Annotated in this window: 23 protein-coding genes and 1 pseudogene; 18 read left to right on the top strand and 6 right to left on the bottom strand. The window is 65.9% G+C overall.

Features of this window, described 5'->3' with window-relative positions; genetic code table 11:
- Positions 1-96: 96 nt before the first annotated feature.
- Positions 97-618 (top strand): DUF4142 domain-containing protein, encoded by a 522-nt coding sequence (locus tag KHP16_RS18690; protein ID WP_167468519.1) that lies wholly within the window; start codon positions 97-99, stop codon positions 616-618.
- Between the two features lie 6 nt (positions 619-624).
- Here KHP16_RS18690 and KHP16_RS18685 read toward each other — a convergent pair whose 3' ends face one another.
- Positions 625-1,017, bottom strand: coding sequence for a carboxymuconolactone decarboxylase family protein (locus KHP16_RS18685; protein WP_244214859.1), 393 nt, complete (start codon positions 1,015-1,017; stop codon positions 625-627).
- Between the two features lie 264 nt (positions 1,018-1,281).
- Between KHP16_RS18685 and KHP16_RS18680 the strand changes: the two genes are divergently transcribed.
- The 14 genes and pseudogenes from KHP16_RS18680 to KHP16_RS18615 all read left to right on the top strand — a co-directional run bounded on the left by KHP16_RS18680 (position 1,282) and on the right by KHP16_RS18615 (position 17,720).
- Complete coding sequence (locus KHP16_RS18680) at positions 1,282-2,772, top strand: aldehyde dehydrogenase family protein (protein ID WP_115955351.1); 1,491 nt, start codon at positions 1,282-1,284, stop codon at positions 2,770-2,772.
- 79 nt (positions 2,773-2,851) lie between these two features.
- Entirely contained in the window at positions 2,852-3,745 is an 894-nt protein-coding gene (locus KHP16_RS18675; protein WP_121492875.1) for an NAD(P)-dependent oxidoreductase, read from the top strand.
- Between the two features lie 171 nt (positions 3,746-3,916).
- Entirely contained in the window at positions 3,917-4,888 is a 972-nt protein-coding gene (locus KHP16_RS18670; RefSeq protein ID WP_115955347.1) for a Bug family tripartite tricarboxylate transporter substrate binding protein, read from the top strand.
- Between the two features lie 23 nt (positions 4,889-4,911).
- Positions 4,912-6,315: a M20 family metallopeptidase gene (locus KHP16_RS18665; protein ID WP_211960877.1), complete on the top strand. Its 1,404-nt coding sequence runs from the start codon at positions 4,912-4,914 to the stop codon at positions 6,313-6,315.
- Positions 6,316-6,375: 60 nt separating this feature from the next.
- Positions 6,376-7,296 (top strand): LysR substrate-binding domain-containing protein, encoded by a 921-nt coding sequence (locus KHP16_RS18660; protein ID WP_109584474.1) that lies wholly within the window; start codon positions 6,376-6,378, stop codon positions 7,294-7,296.
- A gap of 201 nt (positions 7,297-7,497) precedes the next feature.
- A pseudogene (locus KHP16_RS18655) lies at positions 7,498-8,965 on the top strand (MFS transporter).
- Positions 8,962-10,494 carry an FGGY family carbohydrate kinase gene (locus KHP16_RS18650; RefSeq protein ID WP_109584475.1) on the top strand — a complete coding sequence of 511 codons (1,533 nt, stop codon included), beginning with the start codon at positions 8,962-8,964 and terminating at the stop codon, positions 10,492-10,494. The pseudogene KHP16_RS18655 and the gene KHP16_RS18650 overlap by 4 nt, the downstream one beginning before the upstream one ends.
- 22 nt (positions 10,495-10,516) lie before the next feature.
- On the top strand, positions 10,517-12,196 hold the full coding sequence (locus KHP16_RS18645) for a glycerol-3-phosphate dehydrogenase/oxidase (protein WP_109584476.1): 1,680 nt from the start codon (positions 10,517-10,519) through the stop codon (positions 12,194-12,196).
- Positions 12,193-13,746: an FAD-binding oxidoreductase gene (locus KHP16_RS18640; RefSeq protein ID WP_115955343.1), complete on the top strand. Its 1,554-nt coding sequence runs from the start codon at positions 12,193-12,195 to the stop codon at positions 13,744-13,746. The genes KHP16_RS18645 and KHP16_RS18640 overlap by 4 nt, the downstream gene beginning before the upstream one ends.
- 2 nt (positions 13,747-13,748) lie before the next feature.
- On the top strand, positions 13,749-14,333 hold the full coding sequence (locus tag KHP16_RS18635; protein ID WP_115955341.1) for a glycerol-3-phosphate responsive antiterminator: 585 nt from the start codon (positions 13,749-13,751) through the stop codon (positions 14,331-14,333).
- A gap of 202 nt (positions 14,334-14,535) precedes the next feature.
- A complete protein-coding gene (locus KHP16_RS18630) occupies positions 14,536-15,492 on the top strand; it encodes a Bug family tripartite tricarboxylate transporter substrate binding protein (protein WP_415831225.1) in 957 nt (318 codons plus the stop codon).
- Positions 15,493-15,792: 300 nt separating this feature from the next.
- Positions 15,793-16,509, top strand: a complete 717-nt coding sequence (locus tag KHP16_RS18625) for a hypothetical protein (protein ID WP_167468518.1) — start codon at positions 15,793-15,795, stop codon at positions 16,507-16,509.
- Between the two features lie 3 nt (positions 16,510-16,512).
- Positions 16,513-17,130, top strand: a complete 618-nt coding sequence (locus tag KHP16_RS18620) for a TetR/AcrR family transcriptional regulator (RefSeq protein ID WP_109584481.1) — start codon at positions 16,513-16,515, stop codon at positions 17,128-17,130.
- Between the two features lie 176 nt (positions 17,131-17,306).
- Positions 17,307-17,720: a VOC family protein gene (locus KHP16_RS18615; protein WP_211960875.1), complete on the top strand. Its 414-nt coding sequence runs from the start codon at positions 17,307-17,309 to the stop codon at positions 17,718-17,720.
- Here the strand turns inward: KHP16_RS18615 and KHP16_RS18610 are convergent.
- Positions 17,699-18,667, bottom strand: coding sequence for a LysR family transcriptional regulator (locus tag KHP16_RS18610; protein WP_109584482.1), 969 nt, complete (start codon positions 18,665-18,667; stop codon positions 17,699-17,701). The genes KHP16_RS18615 and KHP16_RS18610 overlap by 22 nt on opposite strands.
- A 121-nt stretch (positions 18,668-18,788) precedes the next feature.
- Between KHP16_RS18610 and KHP16_RS18605 the strand changes: the two genes are divergently transcribed.
- The 3 genes from KHP16_RS18605 (at position 18,789) to KHP16_RS18595 (ending at position 21,424) form a co-directional block, all read left to right on the top strand.
- The gene (locus KHP16_RS18605) at positions 18,789-19,580 is read left to right on the top strand and encodes an SDR family oxidoreductase (RefSeq protein WP_115955335.1); all 792 of its coding nucleotides are present in this window, start codon (positions 18,789-18,791) and stop codon (positions 19,578-19,580) included.
- A 192-nt stretch (positions 19,581-19,772) separates the two neighbouring features.
- Positions 19,773-20,885 (top strand): catalase family peroxidase, encoded by a 1,113-nt coding sequence (locus tag KHP16_RS18600; RefSeq protein WP_109584484.1) that lies wholly within the window; start codon positions 19,773-19,775, stop codon positions 20,883-20,885.
- Complete coding sequence (locus KHP16_RS18595; protein WP_109584485.1) at positions 20,882-21,424, top strand: cytochrome b; 543 nt, start codon at positions 20,882-20,884, stop codon at positions 21,422-21,424. Before KHP16_RS18600 ends, KHP16_RS18595 begins: the two co-directional genes overlap by 4 nt.
- Before the next feature lie 17 nt (positions 21,425-21,441).
- Here KHP16_RS18595 and KHP16_RS18590 read toward each other — a convergent pair whose 3' ends face one another.
- From KHP16_RS18590 to KHP16_RS18575, 4 genes are all read right to left on the bottom strand, one after another.
- A complete protein-coding gene (locus tag KHP16_RS18590; RefSeq protein WP_109584486.1) occupies positions 21,442-21,636 on the bottom strand; it encodes a hypothetical protein in 195 nt (64 codons plus the stop codon).
- Positions 21,637-21,754: 118 nt separating this feature from the next.
- Positions 21,755-22,492, bottom strand: coding sequence for a GntR family transcriptional regulator (locus KHP16_RS18585; protein ID WP_121492896.1), 738 nt, complete (start codon positions 22,490-22,492; stop codon positions 21,755-21,757).
- Positions 22,493-22,593: 101 nt separating this feature from the next.
- Entirely contained in the window at positions 22,594-23,595 is a 1,002-nt protein-coding gene (locus KHP16_RS18580; protein WP_211960874.1) for a 2Fe-2S iron-sulfur cluster-binding protein, read from the bottom strand.
- Between the two features lie 20 nt (positions 23,596-23,615).
- On the bottom strand, positions 23,616-24,095 hold the full coding sequence (locus tag KHP16_RS18575; RefSeq protein WP_109584488.1) for a GlcG/HbpS family heme-binding protein: 480 nt from the start codon (positions 24,093-24,095) through the stop codon (positions 23,616-23,618).
- Positions 24,096-24,123: the final 28 nt, after the last annotated feature.

Here is a 24,123-nt window from a genome sequence, read left to right as displayed (position 1 = left end):
CCTCGGATGCAAATTGGTAACGTCATTGCCAGGAGCGGGATCATGCGGAATACATGCATCGCTGGACACATGGTGACGGTTGCGGCAATCGCGGTCATGACCGCTTTGTCGTCGTCACCGATTGGCGTGACCGCGGCGCATGCCGCGCCGCTCACCGACGTCCCCGGCGGCGCGCCTGCGAGCGACACCGACGCGATGTTCCTGCGCCGCGCGGGAACGGCCGGCGCGATGGAGATCGAAGCCAGCCGCCTCGCGGAAATCCGTGCTTCGAGCCCCGACGTCAAGGCGTTCGCGAAGAAGATGATCGAGGACCATCAGACCGTCGATACGCAGCTCAAGCAAATAGCCGGGAAACTCGGCATCCAGGTGCCGGAGTCACCGCTGGAAGGGCAGCAGCGCGACGTGCGCGCGCTGGAACAACTCAAAGGCGCAGCGTTCGACGCCGCCTACATCCGCAAGATCGGTGTCGACGCGCATCAGGACGCGGTGAATCTGTTCAGGGATGCCGCCGACAAGGCCAAGCACTCGGAAGTCAAGGCGCTCGCGCAGCGTACGCTGCCCTCGCTGCGGCATCATCTGGAGATGGCGAAGGCGTTGGACGCGAAGCTCGGCAAGTAATCACGCTTATTTCGCGTCCATCTCCGCGAACAACAGCTTGGCCACCCGCGTTGCCTCGCTGCCCGCGGGAATTCCGCAGTACATCGCCGACTGGAGGAACACTTCCCCGATCTCTTCGCGCGTGAGGCCATTGTTCAGCGCCGCGCGAATATGCGTCTTCAATTCGCCCGTCCGTCCCTGCGCCGCAAGGATCGACAGCACGCCGATGCTGCGCGAACGGCGGTCGAGGCCCGGGCGGCTCCAGATGTCGCCCCACAGGTTCTTGATCGCGAACTCGCGAATGGGTTCGCTGAAGGCGTCGGTATTGCGCGTGGAATTGACGACGTACTCCTCGCCCAGCACCTCGCGGCGAACCTGCTCGCCCTTGTCAAACAATTCATTGCTCATAGCCTTGCTCATGGTCGCTCCTCGCGTTGTCGATGCGCAAAGTCTGCGGCGCGTGCGGCGAGAAGCAAAGATGTCTGCATAGTTCTCACGATCACGGAATGTGATCGACGTCGGCCACCGTCCATGGTGAGAACTTATGGTGATCGCGAGAACAGAATTAGCATCTTTCGCTAACGCTACTCCCAACCCTAGACTTGCCCTCATCGCATGACGACATCGCCGTCGTGCACCGCGTTGGCGCCCGCGATCGGGTGCCGTTCTTGCCAGGCCAGGGACATGAATCAATCTTCGTCGGACTTCCATGCGCTCGTCGCGTCGCTCGTGGGGCCGCCCAGCGAAATCGGCTCGTTTATCGGGAGCGAACTCGTCACGGGTAGCGGCGCCATGCTGCCGCTCGTCGATCCCGCCACCGGGCAAACGCTGCTGCAGTTCGCCGATACCGATGCGTGCATCGTGCACGCCGCGCTGGGGAGTTGCCAGGCCGGACAGAAGCAGTGGGCCGCGTTCTCCGCCCAGCGCCGCGGCGAAGCGCTTGCGCAGCTGGGGCATCTCGTCCGCCGGGATGCCGAGCCGCTGGCGCGACTCGAAGCGATCACGAGTGGCAAGACGATCAAGGCGGCCCGCGCGCAGGTCGCTGCCGTCGCGGAGATCTTTCGCTACTACGCGGGATGGACCGACAAGTTCCTCGGGAACGTGATTCCAGTGCCGGGCGGCCAGCTCAACTACACGCTGCGCGAGCCGCTTGGCGTCGTGCTCGCGATTACGCCCTGGAACTCGCCGATCTACCTCGCCGCATGGAACGTGGCGCCCGCGCTGGCCATGGGCAACGCCGTGCTGCTCAAGCCGTCCGAACTCACGCCGCTCACCGCGCTCGCGCTGGCGAAGCTCGCCCGGGAGGCGGGCCTGCCTTCGGGCACGCTGAACGTGGTCAACGGCCTTGGCAAGACGATAGGCGACGCGGCCATCGGCAATCCCATCACGAAGAAGGTCGTGTTCGTGGGCTCCACGCAGACGGGGCGCGCAGTGAATGCCGCCGCGGCGCAGCGGCCGATCTCATGCCTGCTGGAACTCGGCGGCAAGTCGGCCAACATCGTGTTTGACGATGCGGACCTCGATGCGGCATGCCGCGCGGCCGTGGTGGCCGCCTGTGCCAATACGGGCCAGAACTGCGCGGCCGGCTCGCGGCTGCTCGTGCAGCACGGTGTGTACGACCGCTTTGTCGAGTCCGTGGGCCGCGCCGTGGCGGACTATCGTATCGGCCATCCGCTCGATGAAACGGCCGACGGCGGGCCGATCAACAACCGTGCGCAATACGAGCGCATCCAGCGCATGGTCGCGATGGGCCTCGACGAAGGCGCGCGACTCGTGACCGGCGGCGTTACGCCGCCAGGCGGGCCGGGCTTCTTCGTCAGGCCGACCGTGCTCAGTCACGTGAACAACACGATGCGCATCGCGCGCGAGGAAGTGTTCGGTCCGGTGGTCGTCGCGATTCCGTTCGACACCGAGGCCGACGCAATCGCGATCGCCAACGACAGCGAGTTCGCGCTGGCCGGCGCGGTATGGACGCGCGATGTCGCGCGTGCGCATCGCGTGGCGGCGCAGGTCAATGCCGGCCTGCTGTGGATCAACATGTATCGCGACATGCATGTCGCGACGCCGTTCGGCGGCAACGACAGCAGCGGCTATGGCCGGTCGAGCGGCGCGGAATGTCTGTACGAGTACACGAAAACCAAGAGCGTCTGGCTGCCGATTGCCGAGGGCGATTGAGGCGCCCTTGTTCAAGCGAACGCATCCCGAGTCCAAGGCTCATTCGATTCACACCGCAACCATTTGATCAGATCACACGATGAACAACACCAAAACCGTAGGCGTCATCGGTCTCGGCAACATGGGCCGGGGCATGGCCCTTTCGCTGCAGCGCGCCGGCTACACCGTACTCGGGCTCGACAAATCCGAACAGGCCGTGGGCGCTGCCCGCCAGGCCGGTATTCCCATCGGCGATAACCTGGCGCAGCTCGCCCGGGAATGCGCGACCATCGTGCTGTCGCTGCCCACCTCCGCCATCGTGCGCGCCCTGCTTGAAGGCGAGGATGGGCTGCTCGAGCTGGCGAGCCCCGGTCTTGTCCTCATCGACACGACGACGGCCGACCCGCAGATTACGCGCGAGCTCGCCCCTGCGTTGAAGGAGAAGGGCATCCGCTTCATCGATGCGCCCGTGAGCGGCGGCCCGAGCGGCGCGCTCAAGGGCGAACTCACGATGTTCATCGGCGGCTCGGAGGCCGACGTCGCACACGCGCAGCCCGTCCTGTCGGCGATGGGCACCAAGCGCTTCCATATCGGCGACGTCAGCGCCGGCCATGTCGCCAAGCTGATCAACAACCTGCTGACGGCATCGCACCTGGTAACCGCGAGCGAGGCGTTCCGCCTGGCCAATGCGGCGGGCATTTCCACGGAGCAGCTGATCGAAGCCGTGAACGCGGGATCGGGCCGCAGCGGCGTGACGCTGTTCAACTATCCGAGCCGCATCCTGAACAATACGTACAGCTCCGGCTTCACGATGCAGCTGATGCGCAAGGACGTGAATCTTGCCGTGTCGCTGGGCGAGGCGCTCGGGCTCGACCTGCCGACCGTCGAGGTGGTCGGCGATATCTGGAAGTCGAGCGCCGCGTCGCTGGCCGACGGCGAGGACTTCAACCGCATCGTCAACTTCGAACGGAGCAAGTCTCCGGCGCGCGTCTGACCGCTTACGCTCCTGTACCCATGTCGTATGCACACAGAGGTGACAATCACCCGGGCATACGGCACGCATTCCCAACGATCTCTCTCCCGTCCAACCGCCGCCCGGCCCTGCCAGCCGGCGACTTTTGAAGGTACGCAACCACCGTCCCACTGATCACACCTGGAGTGCACGATGTCTTTTCCGCGGATTCTCGTTTCCTGTGTTGGCGTCTCCCTCGCGCTGCTGTCCGGCGCGGCGCTGGCGGAATTTCCCGATCGTCCGATCCGCCTCGTGGTGCCGTTTCCCCCCGGCGGAAGCGTGGACTCCGTGGCGCGTGTGGTCTCGATCCAGCTGAGCGAGCGCCTGAAGCAACAGGTCGTCATCGACTACAAGCCTGGCGCGGCGACGATCGTCGGCGCCGAACAGGTGGCCCGTGCCGCGCCCGATGGCTACACGCTGCTGCTTGGCACGTCGACGACGTTCGTGGTGAACCCCATCATCTACAGCAAGCTCAACTACAACCCCGAGTCGAGCTTCGATCCGATCGGCATGGTGGGCAGCGCGTCGCTCGTGCTGCTTGCCAACAGCGGTGTCGCGGCGCAGACGCTGCCGCAGTTGCTGACGGACATCAACGCCAAGCCAGGCACGTACTCGTACGGCTCGCATGGCACGGGCTCCACCGTTAACTTCGCGGGTGAGATGCTGTGGAACGCGGCGGGCGTCAAAGTCCTGCACGTACCGTATAAGGGCAGCGCGCCGGCGATGACCGACGTGATGGGTGGACAGATCCCGCTAAGCTTCGACGCGGTACCCGCGTCCGTGGCCGCGCTCAAGAGCGGCAAGGTTCGCGCGCTCGCGGTAACGGGGACGAAGCGGAACCCGATGCTGCCGAACGTGCCGACGATCGCCGAGAGCGGCTTCCCGGGCTTCCGCATGGATTCGTGGTTCGCGGTCGTCGCGCCGAAGGGTGTGCCCGCGCCGGTGAAGCAGAAGCTCGTCGCGGAACTCGCGGGCGTGATGGCGGAGCCGGCGGTGCAGGAGAAGCTCGTGAACCTCGGCTTCGATCCCGAGTACGGTACCCCGGGCAAGTACACCGAATCGGTGCGTGCCGATACGAAGAAACTCGCGCCGGTGGCAAAGGCCAACAACATGATGCAGGATTGATCCCTACCTTTCGAGATCGAACCATGACACGTTCCGCAGCGTTGCAGTCAGCGACCCGATACCTTGACGACGGCCACCTGTTCACCGACCTCGCGCGCCGCGTGGCCATTCGCTCGGAGAGCGATCTGGGCGCCGATCCCGCCACGCTCGGCGAGTATTTCGACGCCGAGATCGTGCCGTGGCTCCAGCGCCTGGGCTTCACGGTCACGGTCTCGCCGAACCCGGTAGAGACGGGCGGCCCGTTCCTGGTGGCGAAGCGCGTGGAGGATGTTGCCGCGCCGACCGTGCTCACCTACGGGCATGGCGATGTCGTCAATGGGCAGGAGCCCAGCTGGCGGAAGGGGCAGGGCCCGTGGGTGCTGACCGCCGATGGCGACCGCTGGTACGGACGCGGCACGGCCGACAACAAGGGTCAGCACACGATCAATCTCGCGGCGCTCGAGCAGGTGCTTGCCGCGCGCGGTGGCAAGCTGGGCTACAACGTGATCGTATTGATGGAGATGGGCGAAGAGGCAGGGTCGCCAGGCCTGCGCGAGTTCTGCGAAGCCAATGCCGCGGCATTGCGCGCCGACCTGTTCATCGGCTGCGATGGTCCGCGCGTCGCGGCGGGACGGCCGACGCTGTTCCTCGGCTCGCGCGGCATGGTCAACTTCACGCTGTCGATGCGGGCGCGCGAGCGGGCCTATCACTCGGGCAACTGGGGCGGCGTCATCTCGAATCCCGCGACGGTGATCGCCAACGCCCTGGCCACGATCGTCGATGCACAGGGCCGCATGCTTGTGCCCGACCTGATGCCGCCGGAGATTCCCCCTGCCGTGCGCGCCGCGCTGGCGGACTTCGAACTCGGCGGGGGCAAGGACGATCCGCCGTTCACACCCGAATGGGGCGAGCCCGGCCTGTCTGCGGCCGAGCGGCTCGTCGCGTGGAACACGATCGAGGTGCTGGCGCTGGGCGCGGGGTCGCCGCAGCGTCCCGTCAACGCCATTCCGCCCTCGGCCGTGGCGCACTGCCAGTTGCGTTTCGTCGTGGGCACGCGCTGGGAGGAACTGGAGCCCATCCTGCGCGGTCACCTCGATGCCCACGGGTTCGACGACGTCGAGATCGGCATCACGATGAGCGGCGCCGCGACGCGGCTCGATGTCGAACATCCATGGGTGCGATGGGCCTCGGATTCGATCGCGGCAAGCACGGGCACACCGCCCGCCGTCCTGCCGAACCTGGCGGGGACGTTGCCCAACGATGTGTTCGCCGACGTGCTGCGATTGCCCACGATCTGGGTTCCGCACTCGTACCCCGCCTGCGCGCAACACGGGCCCGATGAGCACATGCTGACCGAGGTCACGCGCGAGGGCTTGCGCATCATGGCGGGGCTTTACTGGGATCTGGGCGAGCGAGGTACGCTGCCGGAGGTGGCGGCGCGGGTTTGACAGGGAGATCGCCCGCGGTGTTCACTACGGAGCAGTGATCACCAATGCCTGTCTCCCGTCATGACCCTGGATCAGTTGAGAGCGTTCGCCGCCGTCGTCGAACACGGCAGCATCCGCGCGGCAGCGCGTTCGCTCGACCTCGCGCAGAGCGGCCTGACGCAACAGATCAAGCGGCTCGAGACCTCGCTCGGCGTCAGCCTGTTCGCACGCGGTAATCGCGGGATCGTGCTCACGGGACCGGGCGAAACGCTGCTCGCGCGCTCGCGCATCATTCTCGGGGAATGCGAGCGCACCGAGCAGGAGTTCCAGAGCTTTCAGGGGAACCTCGTCGGCTCGATGAACGTGGGCGTCTCGTCGGAAGCGTTCGCGCGCATCGTCCCGCCGGTGCTGCGCGCGTTCCGCCAGCGCTTTCCATTGTTCTCGGTGCACCTCGCGAGCGGCCCGGCCAGTTCACTGCTGAGCGGTATCCGGGAGGGCCGCATCGACTTCGCGCTGACGCTCGTCTCGCGCCGCACCGACGTGACGGACCTGACCAGCACGCGCCTCGGCAAATCCGAACCCGCGATCGTCTGCCGTGTCGGTCACCCCCTGGAGCGGGCGCGCAGCATCAAGTCGCTGGCGGAATGCGAGTGGGTCAACACGCGGCCACCGGGTCAGGCGGGCTTACCGTCGAACCGGCTCGTCGACCTGTTTCACCATGCGGGTCTGGAAACCCCGAACATCGTCGTCACGGTGGAGTCGCTGTACGACACACTGAACCTCGTATCGCGAACCGACCTGCTGTTTCTCGCGCCGCGGATCACCCTGGAACAGGAAGGCTTTCAGGACGCGCTGCGCGAAATCAAGATCGCCGAAACCATTCCACCCGCCGACCTCTGCCTCGTGCAGCGCACCGCGGTACCGCTCCCGCCGATCACCGGCGAATTCGCGAAGATGCTGATCTCGTACAGCCGGATGTTGCGGAAGGGAGCGAAGACGTAGGGCGGGTTTTCCCGGTTGACAGTCGATTGTCCAGCGCTTAAATTGCGCTGGCAGATCTAGATAAGAGACCATCTGTAAGATGGTCTCATAGCGCGTGCGGTTTGCTGCGGCCTCTTACAGAACAACGATAAGGAGACCGCCGTGCAACCCTCTGCCTATGATTCGGCATCGCCGTCATCATCAGCGGCATCCAAGCCGCCCATCAAGCTGCGTGGCATCGACGATGTCATCGCTTTCATCGACTCCTGTCCTGGTATCCAAGGCCGCGCCGCCGTGATCTGGTGGCTGGCGCTCGGCGGGCTGTTCCTCGACGCATTCTCCAATTCGGCATTGAGCGCGGGCCTCGGCCCGATGACGCGTAACCTGCGGCTGGAGCCATCGCAGGTCGCGCTGCTCACTTCGTTTGCGTCGTGGGTCGCCATCGCGTTCAATCCGATCGGCGGCTGGATGGCCGACCGGTGGGGCCGCGTCAGGCCGCTGATTCTCGCCAAGATCGCTGATTCTCGCCAAGATCTTTGCCGTCACGGGTGCGCTGCTGGTCGTGTTCGCGCCCGACTTCGAGATGATCCTCGTGGGCCGGTTCTTCGTTGGTGCCGCCTACGGCATCGACTTCGCCATCGCGATGGCGGTGCTCGCCGAGTTCACGCCGGTCAAGCTCAAGAGCCGTCTCAACACGTGGCAGGGGATGTGGTACACGGCGGTGTGCCTGAACCTCGTGCTCGCCCTGGTGTTCTATTCTTGGAATGTCGGCGACACCATCTGGCGCTACTCGGTGGCGGCCACGGCCGTGTTTGGGGCGCTGATCCTCGTGCTGCAGGCGCTGTTCCTCGTGGAGAGCCCGACGTGGCTCGCCCGCAAGGAGCGCCTTGAAGCTGCGGCCGTGGCGATGACGCGCATCTATGGCCGCCCGTTTGCCGCCGCGCCGCAATCCGAGCGCATTCCGGTCACCAACCTTGCGCGTCGCGGGCTCGCCAATGTGCTGCTGATCTTCCGCGGCATCTATCTGCCGCGCACGATCCTGGCGGCGACGGTGCAGATCGGCCAGTCGATCCAGTACTTCGGCATCGGGTGGTATCTCCCGCTGATCAGCGCCGCGCTGTTCGGCAAGGACTTCGTTTACGCGACGATCGGCGCGCTGGTGTTCAACGTCTGCGGCATTTTCGGGGGCTTCCTGTCGCCGCTGATCGGCCGCAAGCTCGGTCTGCGCCGTGCCTCGGCGATCGGCTTCGCCGCGGTGTTCGTCATGCTGCTGACGCTGGGCCTGTTCAATGGCCGCATGCCGACGTGGCTCGCGGTCGTCGTACCGTCGCTGTTCATCCTGTTTCACTCCGGCGGTCCCGGTGCCAATGGCAAGAGCCTGTCGTCGCTGTCGTTCCGCAGCGAACTGCGCGCAGGCGCTAATGGCGTAATCGGCGCGCTTGGTTCGATCGGCGCCGCGCTCGGCCTGCTCGTGTTCCCGATCTTCCGCGCGAAGTACGGTCTGGAGACCACGTTCCTCATCCTGTCCGTCGTGCCGTTCATCGCCAGCATCATCTGTTTCGCGATCCGCTGGGACCCGACGCGCACGGCCATTCATCCCGACAACGAAGCCAACGCCCCGCAGTTCCGCGGCGATGCCCGCGATGGGGCCGGTTTCATGAACCCCATTATCGAAAAGACCCGCACATGAGCGACAAGACGAACGTCATCCTTGCGATCGACGAGGGCACGTCGGGCACACGAGCCGCGGTCGTTGCCGCCGACGGGCATGTGTCGTGCCTCGAGTACACGACCCTGCAGGTCGAGTCGCCGCGTCCCGGCGTGGTCGAGCAGGATGCAAACGTGCTGCTGGAGAAGACCATCGCCGTTTGCCGAGCGACTCTCGCGCAGGCCGCGCGCGAGAACTTCAACGTGATCGCGATGGCCATCGCCACGCAGCGCGCGACGGCCATCCTGTGGGACATGCAAACCGGTCGCGCGCTGGTACCCGCGATGGTTTGGCAGGACACGCGCTATGCCAGCGAACTCGACCGATTGGCCGCCACGTGGGACGCGCCGCTGCGCGCATCCGTAGGCCGGCCCGTGGGCGTACGCTCGCCATATCTGTGGGCCGCGCGGCATCTGCGGGAGACGCCCGCTGTAGCGGAAGCATGGGCGGCGCGACGCCTCGCATTCGGTACGGTGGATAGCTGGCTGCTCTGGCATCTGTCCACCGCGCGCGCGTGCATGACCACGCCGACCAATGCCACGTCATGCAGCGCCTATGTGCTCGGCGAGCATCGGTATCTTCAGGATTGGGTCGACGCGGTGGGCTTTCCGCGCGAACTGCTGCCGGCGCTGCATCAGGATGCGGACGACTTCGGTCGGACGCGCGCCGACGTGCTGGGCATCGATGTCCCGATTCTCGCGTGCGCGGGCGATCAGCTCGCGGGCGCGGTGGGCCTTGGGTGCCTCGATGCCGGGCAATCGATGTGCCTGCACGGCACGGGCAGCTTCGTCGATCTCGTCACCGGTCCTCAATTGCCATCGCGCTGCGGCCAGTCCGACAGCACGCTGACGATGACCGCGCGCCGTGTCGAGGGGGTGTCGCACTTCTCGGTGGAGACCTTCGTCGCGACGACGGGATCCGCGCTGAACTGGATCTGCGACCGCATGCACTGGTTCGACGACGCGCGGCAGATCAGCGCGCTCGCCGCCACCGTCAACACCTCGCGCGGTGTGACGTTCATTCCGGCACTCACGGGGCTGCGCGTGCCAAGCATGACGCCCGACGCGCGCGCGACGATCAACGGCATGTCGATGTCCACGACGCAGGCCGAGCTTGCCTTCGCGATCCTGGAGGGCGTGGCGCATTCGGTCGCGTCATGCATCGAAGCCAATCGCGACATGGCCGGTGTGCCGGTCACGGAACTCGTGGTCGGCGGCGGGCTGTCGGCCAGCGATCCCCTGCTGCAGATGCAGGCCGATCTCACGGGCCTGCCCATCCATCGTATGCGGGAGAGCGATCGCGCCAGCTTGCGCGGGATTGCTTATCTCGCGGGCGGCTCCGGGTTGTTATGGGACTCGCTGCAGCAGGCCCGTACCACTACGGCGCCCGATGCCACGTTCATGCCCGCGATCGGCGAGGACGAACGTGCCGCCCGGCGCGCGCTTTGGCATGCGCGCGTCGCCTCGGAACTCAACCATGTGCGTGGCGCGCAAGCGTCCACCGCGCATTGACCCATCAGGAGAGACTCGCAACATGATGGTTCTGCCATCCCGCGGCGCAAGCCGCGAACGCGCCGAGATGACGCGCACCGAACCGCTGAGGCTGGTTCGGGAGGAACAACTCCGGCGCCTGGAGAGCGATACGTTCGACGTGCTCATCGTCGGCGGCGGGGTGACGGGCGCCTATGCGGCGCTCGATGCAAGCCTGCGCGGCTATCGCGTGGCGCTCGTCGAGAAGAGCGATTTCGCGTCCGGCACGTCCTCCAAGTCCTCGAAGATGGTGCACGGCGGCCTTCGCTATATCGAGCAGGGCAATCTCGGGCTCGTGCGGCATTCGCTGCTGGAACGCCAGCGGCTGCGGCGCAACGCGCGTCACCTCGTGCAGCGTTTGCCGTTTCTGCTGCCGATCCTGGAACGCGACGGCGTGTTCGACAAACGTCTTGCCAAAGCTTTCGAAGGCCTGCTGTGGACCTATGACCTCGCGGGCGGCTGGCGTGAGGGCATTCTCCACCAGCGGCTTACCAAGGCAGAGGTGCTGTCGCACTGTCCAACGTTCAACGAGGAGCATCTGAAGGGCGGCTTCATGTACTTCGATGCCCGCGTTGACGATGCGCGCCTGACCCTCAATATCGCGCGCACGGCCGCGTTCCACGGCGCCGCCGTGGCCAACCATGCGCGCGTGATAGAGATCACGCGTGACGGTCACGGCAAGGTCGATGGCGCCATCGTGCATGCGGATGGCCGTGAACTGCGCGTGCGCGCGGGCGTGGTCATCATGGCCACGGGTGTGTGGCTGCGCGACTGGACCGGCGGCCGCAAGAACGAGGAGAAGACGCTGCACGTGCGGCCGGCCAAGGGCGTGCACGTGGCGGTGCCGTGGCTCAAGATCCGCAACGATTGCACGGTCACGATTCCCGTGCCCGGCCGCAGCCGCCGCGCAACCATCACGCGGTGGGGCAACGTGTCGTACCTCGGCACTACCGACGAAGACTACGAAGGCGACCTCGACAATGTCATGTGCACGCGGGAGGAGCTCGACTTCCTGCTCGCGGGCGCGCGTTCCGCGCTAAGAACCGACCTGCAGCCGGAAGACGTCGTCGGCAGCATCGCCGGCTGCCGGCCGCTAGTCGCGCCGCCTGGCGGCAAGACGCTCGAAATCAGGCGCAATCACGAGATCCATGTGGCCCCGGACGGACTCGTGACGATCGTCGGCGGCAAACTCACGACGTCGCGGCATATGGCCGAGCAGACCATTGATGCGGCGGAGAAGGTCATCGGCAAGCGCGCGAAGTGCCGGACGAAGTCGGCGTATCTGCTCGGCGCGGCGGGCTACGACCCGCAGGCGATCGTCGCGTCGGGCGGCATGTCCGCGCATCTCGGCGAACGCTATGGCACCGAGGCCCGTTTCGTCAGCGACATCCTGCAGGCCGATCCATCGCTGGCGCGCCCCCTTGTCGACGGTCTCCCGCACACGGAAGCGGAGATCGTCTATGCAGTCCGTCACGAGATGGCCTGCACCGTCGATGACGTCTTGTCCCGCCGCATCCGCGCCCGGTTGATGGCACGCGATGCTTCGGCGCGCGCGGCGCCGCGCGTGGCCCAGATCCTCCAGGCCGAACTCGGTGTGTCCGAGGCGGCCGTCGCACGGCAGGTCAGCGACTACCTGTCCGCCGTCGCCCTCGAAAAATCCGTACTCATGGGAGAAGCAGCATGATCAGCAAGGAAGCCATCAAACGCGGCTACAACCGCCGCAACTACGTAGTGGGTGCCCATACGCCTCCGCACTTCGCGACGACCATCGCCGAGGCGCCCGATGTGCCGGGCCTGCAACGCGACGCCGTGCGCATCGACGACGCCACGCTCGACGCCTTGCGCACAACCGCCGATGAGGTGCTGACGAATACGAGCGACGTGGTCAAATGGACGCGCGACTGGTGGGCCGGTTCGATGATGACGGAGACGGGCGGCAGGCCCGCCACGCCCCGCGGCGCGATCGTGCGCGTATCGACGGTGGAGCAGGTCCAGGCCGTGATGCGCATCGCGAACGCGCGGGCCATCCCCGTCACCGTATCGGCGGGACGCAGTAACGTGACCGGTGCCGCGCTGCCCTTGCGGGGCGGTATCGTGCTCGATGTGTGCGAGCTCAACCGCATGCTGGGCTTCGATCGCGACAGCCAGATCGTCGAAGTGGAAGCAGGCATGTTCGGCGACATTTTCGAGGAGACCATCCAGCAGGAATTCGGCATGACGATGGGCCACTGGCCATCGTCGTTCGCCATCAGCACCGTCGGCGGATGGATCGCCTGCCGCGGCGCGGGGCAGTTGTCCACGCGCTACGGGAAAATCGAGGACATGGTCGTTGGCATGGACGTGGTGTTGGCCGATGGCCGGCTGATCACCGTCGGCGGCTATCCGCGCGCGGCCCTCGGTCCGGACCTCCAGCAGATGTTCATCGGCTCCGAGGGCACGCTCGGCGTGATCGTGCGCGCGCGCCTCAGGCTCCATCGCCTGCCCGATTATGGGCGCGCGATCGCCTACGGCTTCAAGTCCTTCGCGATCGGCCTGGAGGCCTGCCGCGAGATCATGCAGAGGGGGGCGAACCCGGCGGCGCTGCGGCTCTACGATGCGCTCGAGAGCGGCGTGCAGTTCGGCCTGCCCGAGAGCAACGTCCTGCTGATCGCCGACGAGGGGCCGCGCGAGATGGTCGACGCGGTGCTGGCCATCAGCGAGCGCGTGTGCGCGGAACTCGGCGACAAGCTCGATGGCGATACGATCTTCGAGCGGTGGCTGGACACGCGGTATCTCACGGGCAAGAGCGCCGAAGGGTTCAAGCGCAGTCCGGGCTTTGTGGCGGATACGCTCGAGATGGCCGGGCCGTGGCGCGATCTGCCCGCAATCTACGATGCCGTGGTGGCGGCCATTAACGCGGTGCCGGGAACGCTCGCAGGATCGGCGCATCAGTCGCACGCCTATGTCGATGGCGCGTGCCTGTATTTCTCGCTGCGCGGGGACGTAGCCGTGGAAGACCGGCAAAAGTGGTACCGGCAGGCGTGGGACGCCGCCAATGCGGTGTTGATCCAATACAATGCCGCGTTGAGCCATCACCACGGTATCGGCCTGCTGCGCGCGCCTTACATGGCACCTTCGCTCGACACCGCCTTCTCCGTGCTGGAGACGGTGAAGCGCGCGCTAGATCCGCAGAACATCCTCAACCCCGGCAAGCTCGGCCTCACCGACGTGCTCGCCAACGAAGTCAAGAAGTAACCATGGACAGGTCTCTCGGCGCCCGCCTGACACGACATCCGGTCATTGCCACGCTGTACGGCACGGAGCAGATCGACGCCTTCGTCGACAGCGAGGCGGAAGTCTCGATCGTGGCCAATGTCGATCTCCGCAAGCTGCAGCCCGTGATCGCCACACTCACACGGGCCGGCAAGTATGCGATCGTCAATATCGACAGTTGCGAAGGACTGTCGCAGGACAAGGGCGGCGTCGAGTACCTGGCCGACATCGGCGTCGTCAGCCTGGTTTCCACGCGCGTGGCCACCATCCAGCGCGCCAATCGCGCGAACATGGTGACGATGCAGAAGGTCTTCGTGACCGACCGCTCGACATGGCCGCGCAGCGTGAAGGCGCTGGAGCAGAGCGACCCCAACCTCGTGCAACTGATGCCCGCGCCCATGCTGCCGCATTTGCCGGAAGCCGACCGCAAGGCGCTGCCGCCGATCGTCACTTCGGGGTTCGTCTGCAACAAGGGCGATATCGTGACGGCGCTGGCGCACGGCGCGGTGGCGATCTCCACCAGCGATCGCAAGCTCTGGAATCTCGAAGCGAAGGCCCTGAAGGGGTAGCACTGGCGCTTGTCTCGCATCGCGGAACTACGCCCCTTCGCTGACCGGCAATCGCACACCGCATGGCGTGGGGTACCGCCGATTCATGGTTTGTCCCGACATTTGGGCCATTTCCGGCCGTCATAATGATGCCGCCCTATCAAGCGGCAACATAAGACATCCGGAGACAAACTTGAGCATTACCCTTTCCCGCGCTGCCACGGTGGCCAGCATTTTCGCGGCGCTTCTCGCGGGCGCCGCGTCCATTCCCGCGGTTGCGGCCGACGCCTGGCCCGGCAAGCCCATCAAGGTCATCGTGCCTTATACGCCAGGCGGTTCCACCGATACGGTGTCGCGCGTGGTGTTCGAGAAGGTGGCGCAGAGTCTCGGCCAGCCGATCATCATCGAGAACAAGCCCGGCGCGAACAGCACGCTGGGTGTCGGTGTGGCCGCGCGCTCCGCGCCGGACGGCTACACCTTCGTTTCGGTGCTGGCCGCGTATAGCGCCAACATGTCGCTGTATTCGAAGCTGAGCTACAAGCCCTCGGACCTCGTGCCCGTCGCGGAGATGGCCGAGCTGCCACTGTTCCTGTTCGCGAGCAAGAAGGTGCCGGTGAAGACCGTCGGCGAACTGGTGGCCTATGGCAGGAAGCATCCGGACACGCTGACGTTCGGCTCGAGCGGCATCGGCAGTTCGGCGCATCTGACCGGCGAACGCCTGGCGATGGAGTCGAAGGTCAAGATGACGCACGTCCCGTACAACGGCAGTGCGCCGATCCTGCCCGCCCTGGTTTCGGGCGAGGTGTCGGTCGCATTCGACCCGTTGCTCGTGCCGATGCCGCATGTGAAGTCCGGCAAGATCAACGTGCTCGCGGTGGCGTCGGCCAAGCGCTGGCCCGGCGAACCGAATATCCCGACGATGGAGGAAGCGGGCTTCCCGGGCTTCGTCATGAGCTCGTGGACGGGCCTGCTGGCGCCGGCCGGCACGCCGCAGCCGATCGTGGACCGCATGGCGAAGGAAATCGCCGCGGCGACGGCGAGCCCGGACGTCGCGAAGAAGCTGACGGACCTCGGCTTCGTGCCCGTCGGCGGCACGTCCGACGAGTTCCGCAAGCGGATCGAGCGCGATACCGTGCGCTACGCGGAGATCGTCAAGGCGGGCAAGATCTCCCTCGACTGACTGCGTCCGGCGTGCCGGCGGCGGGGCATAGAGCCCACCGTCAGCCGCTCACCGCCCGGTTTTCTCACGAAAACAAGCCATGCTCGCAAGGGCATGGCTTTTTTCATGGGCAAGACGCGTTAGAGTATCTGAGAAAATAGTTGCCGAGCAGGCAGAGGCGTCAGAGGGCCGTAGTCGATGAGTTTCCTGAATTTCCTGAAAAAACGGAGAGCGAAAAAGGCGCGCGGGCGTACCGCGGGCGCCGCGTCCGCGCCGGCACCGGTCGCGCGAACGGCCGCGGCACGCCCGGCGCCGCCGATCGTGAGCATGCCCAAGAGCGCGTACGACCGCGTCTACGCGGAAGTCATGGCCACGGTTGAGGGCCTGTCGCAGGACGACGTGGCCGAACTGCTGCTGCTGGTCAAGGAGAGCGGCAGCGACGGCCTGAACCTCGGCGGGTACTTCACGCGCGGCTACGAGCGCTTTTTCAAGAATCGCGAATGGCGCTGGCGGGAGTATGACGAATGGCGTGAAACCTTCGAGAAGCTCGCGGCATTCCCGTCGAACTGGACGGACATCAACTACGTGCCGACGCCAGCGAACCGACCCACGCACACGCGGCTGCTCGATCTGGACGTGGTGGAACTCCAGCACTATCTGACCGAGACCGGCGTGCCGTTCGACGCCACGCTGCAGAAGACACAGCTCGCCTCCATGGCGGAGCACACGGAGGGGCTCAAGACGTCGCGATTATGGACGCGCCTGCTGAAGAAGGAAGAGGAGGCGGTGCAGGAGGCGATCGCGCGGCGCCCCAAGGTGCTCTACGACCTGCTGATGCGCACCATCGCGTATCGCGCAAAAAGCATTCGCGACCTCGAGCGCGCGCAGGCCCTGGGCATCCGCAAGCACGAAGTCATGCTCGTCTTTGAAGCCGATCGACGCTTCGTCGACCTCGCGCGCAAGAAAAATCCGGACGCCGTGCCGCCGTACTATCCGAACGACTTTACGCAATTGCGTCCGATCCTCGACAACGATTGATCCATGGCCACGCGGGCATCGAAACAGGCGCTGCGGCCGCGCAAGGCGCCAACGCAGGGACGCGCTGAAGAGACGGTTGCCGCGATCGTGGAGGCGGCCGCGCAGGTGCTGGAGCAGCATGGCTTCGAAGGCTTCAATACCAACGCGGTGGCCCAGCGCGCCGGCGTCAGCATTGGCTCGCTCTATCAATATTTCCCCGGCAAGGACGCGCTCACCGTCGCGCTGATCCGGCGCGAGTCGCGGGCGTTTCATGACGACATGGCCGCGGCCCTCGGGATGCGCAGCGGCAAGGCCGCGCTCGAATACCTGATCGGCGCTTGCGCCCGGCAGCAACTGCAACGGCCACGGCTGGCACGGCTGCTCGATATCGAAGAAGGGCGGCCCGCGATCCAGGGCGAGGTCTCGAAGGCGGAGATCGAGCAATTGGTGCTGACCATCGTCCGGCGCGCGGCACCCGCGCACCCCAAACCGGACGTTGCGGCGGGCGACTTGCTCGCGATGATTCGCGGCATGGTGGATGCGGCGGGCGAGCGGGGTGAGCAGGACATACACGATCTCGAGATACGGCTGCGGGCGGCGGTCTTTGGCTATCTGTCCCGCGGTTCGCGCGCGAGAATGTGAGCAGCGGGTGCGCGGCGATCGGGTCGCGCATCACAAAACGCATGACGTATCGGGGTTTTCGGGGCCATCGCGTCGGCGCGGTCATGCGAGTACGAAATATGAGCAATTGCTTATATTCTCAAGTCATCGTGCAGCGACGGCATCCCGCCTTCGCGCCATCATCCAGAGCGATCACGATGACCGACACTCATATCATGCAGACCATGAAGCTCAACCATCTGAGCTTCCCCTCCGCGGACACCGCCGCGACGGCACAGTTCTTCGAACGCTATCTCGGCTTCAGCATTGCCGGGCGTTGGGAACAGTCGTACATCATCAAGCGGCAGGGCTTCGACGTGGTGATCGACCACGCGAGCGACTATCGCCCCGAATGGCCGCGTAATTTCCACGCGGGCTTCGAACTTCCGACGCTGGAAGCCCTGCAGGCGCTGTACGACACGTTCCGGTCCGAAGGCGTGCAGCTGGAGACCGGCATCTTCAACAACGGCCGCGGCTCGCGCTTCTTCTGTCGTGAACCGGGCGGTGTGATGTTCGAACTGAACACGCGCTCGGACGCCGCGCCGGAGTATCAGGGGACGTTCGAGGAATGAAGCGTTGCCGCCGCGGCACTGACCAAGCTGTCCCACGGCGTCGGTGAGGGGAAGACCTCGGACAGAAACGCCACGAACGCCTTGACCGTCGGGTTGCCGCGCCGGCTCTCGGGCCAGAGCGCGGTGATCGGAAACCGGTCCTGCGAGAATGCGTGCAGGACGGGCACGAGCTCACCATGCTTCACGCGGCTGGCCGCAACGTAGGTGGCGGACAGTCCGATGCCCCCGCCGGCGGCGAGCGCGGCGACCACCGCGTCGCTAACGTCCATGATCAATCCCGCGTTCGGCCGATAGTCCCCGATGCGATCGGCCGAGCGGAACGGCCATGCGGCTTCCTGCCCGGTGCGCTGGTAGCGAAAATTCACGCACTCGTGGTGCATGAGATCTTCCGGACCCGTCGGGATGCCACGCCGCGCGAGGTAAGACGGCGCGGCAAAGAGCCCCACCCTGTGCGGCGCCAGATGGCGCGAGATCAGGCGCGAGTCGCCCGGATCGCCGACGCGGATGGCCACGTCGATGCCTTCCTCGACGAGGTCGACGTACTGGTCGCCCAGCCGCAGATCCACGACGACCTTCGGGAACCGCGCGCGGAACGCGGGCAGTGCGGGCGCGAGGATATTGACGCCAATGGGCAGGGCCGCGGCGATCTTGAGCGTGCCCGCCGGCTCGGCGCGCGCGGCGACCACCGCCTGCTCGATCTCTTCGGCGTCGCGCAGCAGACGCTGCGCGCGCTCGAGCAGATCGCGGCCTTCCGCGGTCAGCGTCAGCGATCGTGTGGTCCGATGGAACAGGCGCAGCCCGAAATTCTGTTCAAGCCGCTGGATGCTCTTGCTGACCGCGGACGGCGACACCGCGAGCGATCGCGCGGCAGCGGTATAGCTGCCCAGCGACGCGGCACGGGCGAAGGCGAGCAGTCCGGTCAGTCGTTCAATGCCAATTTGTTCCATGACGGCACTATTAAAGCGAATGCTGGCCGGATTTTCAAGGAGGGCGCTTCAATCTACGATCTTCTCCAACGACGCCGTAATCGCGTTTTCCCGGCGTCTTCCCCAACATCGGAGATTAGCGATGAACACCCTCGAACTTTCTCAGCCCCCGCACCAGGCTCAGAACCAGGCCCAGAACCGGACCCAATCAAAGGCGCAACGCCTCGACGGCCAACGCGCCGTCATCATCGGCGGCACGTCGGGCATCGGCCTGTCGGCGGCCATTCAGGCCAGGGCGCTCGGTGCCCATGTCGTCATCGTCGGCCGCGATGCGGAGACGGCACAGCGTCTCGCCGAGCAGCATGGCTTTGAAGGCTGGCGCGCCGGTGACGTGCGCTCGGCCGCGGATATCGAGCGGGCGCTCACTGACATTCCGCATGTCGACCACCTCGTCCTGCTGGCAGGCACCTTCGTGGCGGGCAAGATCCGGGAAGCCGATATCGGTCATCTGCAGGGCGCGTTCGACGAACGCATCTGGGCCGCTGTGCACGCCATCCGCGCATTAGGGGATCGCCTCGACAAGCATGGATCGGTGACCTTGATCTCCGGCGTGCTTGCCGATCGGCCCAACGCCTACGGCACGGCCGTGCTGGCCGCTGCTTCCGCTGCGATGGAAGCCTTCGCCCGCGGACTCGCCCTCGAACTGGCGCCGTTACGCGTGAACACGCTGTCCCCTGGGCCGATCGATACCCCGCTGCTCGCCCGCACCCTGGGGGCCGGCCGCGATGCCTACGTCGATGCGCTGACGCAGCAACTGCCGCTGCACCGCCTCGGCACGGCGGAAGAAGCCGCGGCGGGCGTGGTCTTCCTCATGACCAACGGCTTCATGAATGGCGCGACGCTGCACCTTGACGGCGGTGCGGCGCTGGTCTGATTCGTCGTTTCTTCCTTCAAACGCACATTCTTGTCCTATACAAACGTATAGGCGAACCAAGCCAAAAATTCGGATGCGGCAAGCCATCGTCGGATGGTTTCCTTTCGCCCCTTGGCATACCTTGCCAAGGTGGCGATTGTTCCGTCGCCACCCCCACAAAATCAAGTTGCTGTGCATACAGCAGGAGTGACCATGGACCAAGACAAGCGGAATCCCTCCGGGCTTCCACCCAGACTCGGCCCCGGCGCGCTGGCGGTCCGCTTCGGCGTGATCGGCCTGGCGACGTTGTGCCTGGCCGGCGCATTCGCGTACACGGGCGGCTGGCTGACACCGGAGCGGCTGTCGCCGCATCGCGTCGTCGACGGTTTCGAGGCGACGGCCGGCAAGCACATCGGTTTCCGCCGCAACCATGCGAAGGGCGTCTGCGCCGTGGGCTGGTTCGAGAGCACCGGCGCCGGCACGGAATACAGCCGGGCCAGGCTGCTCGCGCCGGGGAAGTATCCGGTGGTGGGCCGCTTCGCCTTTGCGGGTGGCATGCCGTATGTGCCTGACGCACCGGGCCTGATCCGCAGCCTTGCCTTGCAGATCGATCCCACGGGCGCCGAGGAATGGCGCATGGCAATGATCGATATTCCCGTCTTCCCGTTCGCAGACGTGGACGCGTTCTATGCGCAGATGATGACGGGCGTGCCGGATCCCAAGACGGGCAAGCCCGATCCCGAGAAGATGAAGGCGTTCGTCGCCGCGCATCCGGACTTTCTGAAGGCGGTCGGTATCGTGGGCAAGCGGCAGGCTTCGTCCGGGTTTGCGAACGCGACCTACAACGGCCTGAATACGTTCCTGTTCGTGAACCGCGAGGGCGCGTCGGTGCCGGTGCGCTGGTCGGTGGTGCCGGAACAGGCCTTTGCACCGCTCGGTCCGCAGCAGCCGGACAAGAACTACCTGTTCGATGCGTTGATCAAGGACGCGGCGCAGCCGCTGAAGTGGAAGTTGATCGTGACGATCGGGCAGGCCAGCGATCCCGTGCGGCCGGACATCCCATGGCCGGAAGAGCGCAAGCACATCGACATCGGAACCGTCACGCTCGACAAGCTCGTGAGCGAGGACAGTGCCGGTGCCACCTGCACCGACATCACGTTCGATCCGACCGTGCTGCCCGCGGGCATTACCACGTCGGCCGATGCCATCCCGAGCGCGCGGTCGGCCGCCTATGCCCGCTCGTTCCTGCTGCGCGAGGAAGAGCGCGGCGCCAAGCCGCCGAGCGCGGTCACCGAAACCGAAGTGAAGACTGGAGGTAAATCATGAGCAACGACGTCCAGGGCTTCTCGTTCGTATCGCGCGCGCTGCATTGGGTGATGGCGGTGTTGATCGTGTCGATGCTGTTCATCGGCATCGGCATGGTATCGACGGTGTCGGACCGCTATACGGCATTGCTGACCGTGCATCGGCCAATCGGCATTGCAATTTTCTGCCTCGCCGTGCTGCGGGTGATCTACCGGCTGACGCACCGCCCGCCGCCGCTGCCGGCTTCGCTGCCCGCGCTGCAACGCGTGGCCGCGCATGCTTCGCATCTCGCGTTGTATGCGCTGATGCTGGCCATGCCGCTGGTGGGATGGGGCATGCAATCCGCGGGCGGCTTCCCGATCATCCTGTTCGGGCAGACCGAGCTCCCGCCGATCTTGCCGCATGATCCGCACCTGTACGCCATCCTGCGGCAGGCGCATACGGTCGGCGCATTCGCGCTGTTCGCGGTGTTGCTGTTGCACTTCGCGGCGGCCCTGTTCCACGGGCTGATCCGGCGCGATGGCGTGCTGGAGTCGATGACGACGGGTAAGGCGCAATAAGGCCCCCCGATAAGTCGTCAGTTCTGCCGTGCGGTGCCGGGCTTGCGCTCGAACAGGGCCGGCACCCACGCCAGCATCCGGGCGATGTCGGCGAAAGACGGCAGCAGCGGTGTGGCGTGCCGCACGGCGTCGCGGCGGGCGTAGTGGCGCAGCAGTTGCGCGCCGACCGGACGGTGGTAGTAAGCGGCCTCCGGGTAATGCTTGGACGACATGATGTTCCCTACTGTGGTTCGCAAATCGGACTACAGTATACACTACATTGGTGCAGTGCACCACGCTGCGGCATGGGCGTGAGCGTCCATGGGGCAGTGGCGTGGCGGGAGTGGTCCGTCAGGCGCGCGGGCCGTCGCCGTCCGAGGGGTGGGCGTCTTGCGGATGCATCGCCTCGACGGCTTTCGCCGCGCTGTAGACGTGGCGCGTGGCCAGCAGCGAAGCAAGGTCCGCGTCCCCGGCGATGACGGCCTGCAGAATCTGGGCATGCTCGTCCCAGTTGATGCGGGCCCGGCTCAGGTTCGCCGGCGCGAAGAGCAGCGCGGTACGTTCGCGCAGCGAGCGCATCATGTCCTGCAGCACGCTGTTTGCGGCGATATTGCCGAGCACCTCATGGAAGCGGGAATTCAGTTCGACGAAGCGCTCGGTCTGGCCGCTATTGACGGCGGCGTTCCCTTCTTCCAGTACCTTCTCGATCTCCGCAATCAGCGCGGGGTCGCGGCGTTGCGCCGCCAGCTTGGCATTGAGCCCTTCCAGCGTGGCGCGCACTTCCACCATCTCCCGCGCGATATTGGGCGACAGCCGCGCCACCGAGGCACCGCGACGCGGCTCGATCTTGACCAGCCCCTCCGCGGCCAGCGCGCGCAGCGCTTCGCGCACCGGAATGCGGGAAACGCCAAGCTCCTGCGAGAGCGTGTTCTCGACGAGCCGCTCGCCCTGCTCATACTGGCCGCCGAGAATACGCTGGCGCAGCGTGTCGGTGACCAGCGCGAACAGCGGAGAATGCTGGGCGCCGAGGCTGGCTACCGGAAGGTCGGGCGTCGTGGACCGGGGAATGCCCGCGGAGGCGTCGTTCATGATCATGGAAGGCGGCGTGAATGCCGCTATTGTATACGGTCAACATCACAGCCGCCCTCCCGAACTCACCTGGACCGCCTCAAGAGGACCTGAGGAGCGCCTCAGGCATGCTGGAAGGTGAAGCCATCCGCGTAGACGAACGGTGTCTGTGCGCCGAGGGCGGCGAACGTCTGCCGCGCATCGCGGATCATGTTGGGCGAACCGCACAGATAGATGGCGTGCTCGGACAGGTCCCCATGATCCTGGCACACGGCGTCCTGCACATGGCCGCGGCGTCCCTGCCAATCGTCGCCCGCGCGCGATAGCACCGGCACGTACTGGAAGTCGTACAGGCGCTCCCCCCACGCCGAGGCAATCTCTTGGTGCAGATACAGATCTTCCAGCGTTCGCGCACCCCAGTAGAGCGAGACCGGCGGGCAGTCGGGATCGTCCATCAACGACTCGAGCATGCTCTTGATGGGCGCAAGCCCCGTGCCCGTGGCAATCATCAGTAGCGGCCGGTAGTCTTCCTTGCGCAGGCTGAAGCTGCCGTGCGGCACTTCGACCTCCAGCCGGTCGCCGGGCTCCAGCGACGGCAGTCGCGTGGCGGTGAAGCGGCCGCCGGCGATGCGCCGCACATGGAAGTCCACCTCGTTCCCGCGCGGCGCCGATGCCATCGAGAAGCTGCGATGCGTGCCGTCGTCGAGCAGGATCTTCATGTACTGGCCGGGTGCGTATTTCACCGGCACGTCGTCGGGCAGCTGCATGCGCAGATGCGCGACATCGGGGCCGAGCCAGCCCACCTCGCGCACGGTCGCCGTCACGCGCTGCGCGGGGATGTCCACGCCGCCATCGCGGGCCACGCTGAGCACAAGGTCCGCCGTCGGCCGTGCCTGGCACGCGAGCGCCGCACCGGTGGCCGCTTCCTCTTCGGTCAGCGCCATCGGAAACTCGTCGTATGCGACCGCGCCTTCGACGATCTGCACGCGGCAGGTGCCGCAGCCGCCGAACGTGCATTCGTGCGCGAGGCACACCCCCGAGCGCAAGGCGCCGTCGAGTACCGATTCGCCTTCGTTCACCTCGAATGTGGCCTGCGTTTCGATGACATGAATGCGATAGGACATGACTGGTGGCCCCCCAACGCTTACTTCTTGATGTCGGCCTGTGCGAGCACCTGCAGGTCCTCGCCGGCCAGCAGGTCGCGCAGCGCTTCGAGCGCGGCCACGCCGCACGCCGTGTCCTGCTCGCCATTGCCGCCCGAGAGGCCGACGCCGCCGATCACCTCGCCGTTCACCACCACCGGAAAGCCGCCGACGAACACGGCGAACTTGCCTTCGAAGCTCCACTGGATGCCGAATGCCTCGTTGCCGGGCAGCGCGGGGCCGTTGGGCGCCGTGTTGAACAGATGCGTCGAGCGCTTGTGGCCGGCCGCGGTGAACGCCTTGTTCCACGCGATCTGCGGACCGGTGATGCGCGCGCCGTCCATGCGCTCGAGCAGCAGCGGGTAGCCGCCGTCATCGACGATGCAGATGGACTCCAGTACGCCGATGTCCTTCGCCTTGGCGACGGCCGCGTCGACCATCGCGCGGGCTTCGCGCAACTCGAGCTTGATGCTTGCTTTCATGAATGCTCCTGAACAATCGCGATTGAGC

Origin of the sequence: Cupriavidus plantarum, assembly GCF_905397285.1 — a bacterium.
Lineage (GTDB): Bacteria > Pseudomonadota > Gammaproteobacteria > Burkholderiales > Burkholderiaceae > Cupriavidus > Cupriavidus plantarum.
Note: the sequence above shows the minus strand (reverse complement) of the source record. Positions and strands in the feature narration are given on the sequence as shown.